This window comes from Enhygromyxa salina, from assembly GCF_002994615.1.
Classification (GTDB): domain Bacteria; phylum Myxococcota_A; class Polyangia; order Nannocystales; family Nannocystaceae; genus Plesiocystis; species Plesiocystis salina_A.
On the sequence record NZ_PVNK01000256.1, the window covers coordinates 1 to 3,407 of the forward strand.

Below are 3,407 nucleotides of genomic sequence, written 5' to 3' on the forward strand. Positions count from 1 at the left end.
GCCCTGGCCCCCAAGCTCGCCCCCAAGCTCGCCCCCAAGCTGCCCGCTACGCCGCCGGCGCCCGCGTCGAGATCCGCGACGAGGAGTGGATGGTCCGCAGCGTCCAGGGCACCGCGACCGGCGGCCACGCCCTCCGGGTCGTCGGCGTCAGCGAGCTCGTCCGCGGGCGCGAGTCGATGTTCCTCGACGACCTCGACGAGGTCACGATCCTCGACCCCCGCGAGACCGCCCTCGTCGGCGACGACTCGCCCCAGTACCGCCGCACCCGCCTCTACCTCGAGAGCCTCCTGCGTCAGTCGCCGCCGACCTCGGCCGAGCTCACGATCGGCCACCGCGGCGCGATGAACCCGACCCGCTACCAGCTCGTGCCCGCGGCCAAGGCCCTCGCCCAGCCCCGCGCCCGGATCCTGATCGCCGACGGCGTCGGCCTTGGCAAGACCCTCGAGGTCGGCGTGCTCCTCGCCGAGCTCATCCGTCGCGGCCGCGGCCGCCGGATCCTCGTCGTCGCCCTGCGCTCGGTCCTCGAGCAGTTTCAGGGCGAGCTCTGGGCCCGGTTCACGATCCCCCTGGTCCGCCTCGACTCGCGCGGGATCCAGCGGGTCCAGCAGCGGATCCCGGCCAACATGAACCCCTTCCACTTCTACGACCGCGCGATCATCTCGATCGACACGCTCAAGCGCGACACCAAATACCGCCGCTACCTCGACGACTGCCGCTGGGACGCGATCGTCATCGACGAGTGCCAGCACGTCGCCGAGCGCTCGAATCGCAAGGGCCAGGCCAGCATGCGGGCCCAGCTCGCCCAGCGCCTCGCGGGCACCTGCGACTCGCTGATCTTGACCTCGGCCACGCCCCACGACGGTCGGCCCGAGAGCTTCGCGAGCCTGATGAACCTGCTCGATCCGACCGCCGTCGTGAACCCCGCCGAGTTCACCAACGAGGAGATCGGCGGCCTCTACGTCCGTCGGTTCAAAAAAGACATCGAGCACGAGGTCGGCGAGTCCTTTCAAGACCGCGAGCTCATCCCCCACCACGTCGCCGCGACCCCGGCCGAAGAGGCCCTGCTCCAGGCCCTGGCCACGGCCGAGTTCCAGACCCTCGGTCGGCGCAAGCGCGGCGGCGGCTTCGCGGGCAGCAGCGCCCTGTTTCGGACGCTGCTCAAGAAGTCGGCCCTGAGCTCGGCCGAGGCCCTGATCAGCACCCTCGACGAGCGCCGCAAGCACGCCCGCCTGACCCAGCCCGACAAGGGCGCCAACACCCCCGAGGCCGGCCACGACCGCGCGCTGCTGACCGAGCTCGACCGCCTGGCCAGGGCCGCCAAGGACACCAAGTCCAGCCCCCCGTCGAAGCTCGCGCGCCTGATCGAGCTCGTCGGCGGCCTCGACCACGATCAGCGCGTCGTCGTGTTCTCCGAGCGCATCCACACCCTCGACATGCTCGAGCGGGCCCTGACCCGCGAGCTCGGCCTGGCCAAGGGCGCGATCGGGGTGTTCTCGGGCAGCCTCGACGACACCGCCCAGCAAGACATGGTCAAGGAGTTCGGCAGCCGCGACAGCCAGCTGCGCGTGCTGCTGTGCTCCGACGCGGCCGCCGAGGGCATCAACCTTCACTTCTACTGCCACCGCCTGATCCACTACGACATCCCCTGGTCGCTGATCACCCTCGAGCAACGCAACGGCCGCGTCGATCGCTACGGCCAGCGCGAGCGGCCAAGGATCCACTACCTCCTGACCCGGGCCGCGGCCGAGGGCGTCGACGCCGACATGCAGGTCCTCGATCGCCTCGTCCAAAAAGAGCACGAGGCCCACCGCAACCTCGGCGACGTCCAGTCGCTCTTGCAGCTCCAAGACGCCGCCGCCGAAGAGCAGCACGTGATCGAGGGCGTGGCCGCCGGTCACAGCCCCGAGCAGATCATCCCCGAGCTCCCCGACTCGCCCCAGTCCGGCCTCGACTTCCTCGCCGAGCTCGTCGCCGCCCAGGCCGAGACCGAGCGCGAGACCGAGGAGCTCGAGCTCGCCGAGTCGATCAGCCTCTACCCCGACGACCTCGGGTTCACGATCGACGCCTTCGGCGAGCTCGCCTCGGCCTACCCCGACATCGACGAGGCCACCCGCCACGTCGAGGCTTCGGGCGTCGAGATCGTCGCGCCCCCGGACCTCGCCCGCCGCTTCGACCTGCTCCCGCCCGAGCTGCGCCGCGAGGGCGACCGCTTCAAGCTCAGCGTCGACCGCGAGTTCCTCATGAAGGAGTTCCAGCGCGCCCGCGAGCGCAGCCAGGACTGGCCCAAGTGGGACCTGCTGTGGCCCCTGCACCCGGTCAGCGAGTGGCTGACGGACCGCCTCGTCGCCCACATGACCCGCCACGCCGCCCCGATCATCGCCGTCGACCGCGGCCTCGACGAGCGCCAGGTCTGCTTCATGGTCCACGGCGTGATCTCCAACCATCGCAGCCAGCCGACGATCAGCCAGTGGTTTGGCCTCCGCTTCGAGCTCGGCGCGGCCGCGGCCGACATGGCCGAGGTCGTGCCCGCGCGCGAGCTGATCGCCAGCCTCGGCCTCGACGCGCCCCTCGCCAACGACGGCCAGCCCCGAGACGAGCGGGCCTTGCGGCTGATGCTCTCGCCTTGCGTCGACGCGGCCCGGGCCCACATGGCCGAGGTCCGGCGCGAGCGGGCCAGGCAGCTGCAGCCCCAGATCCGGGCCGAGATCCGCCGCCTCGACGCCTGGGCCGACGGCCGCCTCGACCAGCTCGACGACCGCATCGCCGCCGAGACCCGGGCGCCCCGCAAGGTCGCCCTCGAGCACGAGAAGGCCCGGGTCGAGCGCCTCGTTCACGAGCGCAAGCAGTGGTTTCAAGACGCCCTCGCGACCGACGCCGAGCCCTACCTGCGCGTCGCCGCGGTGTTCGTCTCGGCCAGCCACCCCCTCAAGGCGTCCAGGAAGGCCAGCTGAGCGATGGCGATCGACACCACCCACGTCCACAACGTCGGCGACTTTTACTCGCAGCACTACCTCGACGCCGTCTTGCCCGACGACCTCGGCCCCGTGTTCAAGGCCTGGTCTGCCCGCGAAAAAGACGGCGGCGCCAAGACCCCCGCCAAGCAGCTCGCCCGCCTCGCCGAGCCCTACTTCAAGGCCCTCGCCGCCTACCCCAGCGCCAGCGACGACGAGGCCCGGCGGGCCGTCTGCGCCGACTTCCACGCCCGCGTGCTCGAGGCCCTCGGCTACGACCGGGCCCCGACCGCCCGGGCCCTGCCCGACGGCAGCGTGGTCCCGCTGACCCTCGCGATCGACACCCACGGCCGGCCCTTCTTGTGGGTCCTCGAGCTGCCCTTCCCCGAGTCCGAGGACGACGCCGACCCCCTCGGCGCCGCGCCCCTCGGGGCTCTCGACGACCCCGAGGCCGGC

General features: G+C 71.7%; 1 protein-coding gene and 1 pseudogene. Both read left to right on the forward strand.

Going from position 1 to position 3,407, the window contains the following annotated elements:
- A partial coding sequence (locus tag ENSA5_RS29330; protein ID WP_106395021.1) for a helicase-related protein occupies nt 1-2,951 on the forward strand: 2,951 nt, incomplete at its 5' end.
- 3 nt (nt 2,952-2,954) lie between these two features.
- Nucleotides 2,955-3,407, forward strand: a pseudogene (locus ENSA5_RS29335) (hypothetical protein); the annotation flags it as partial.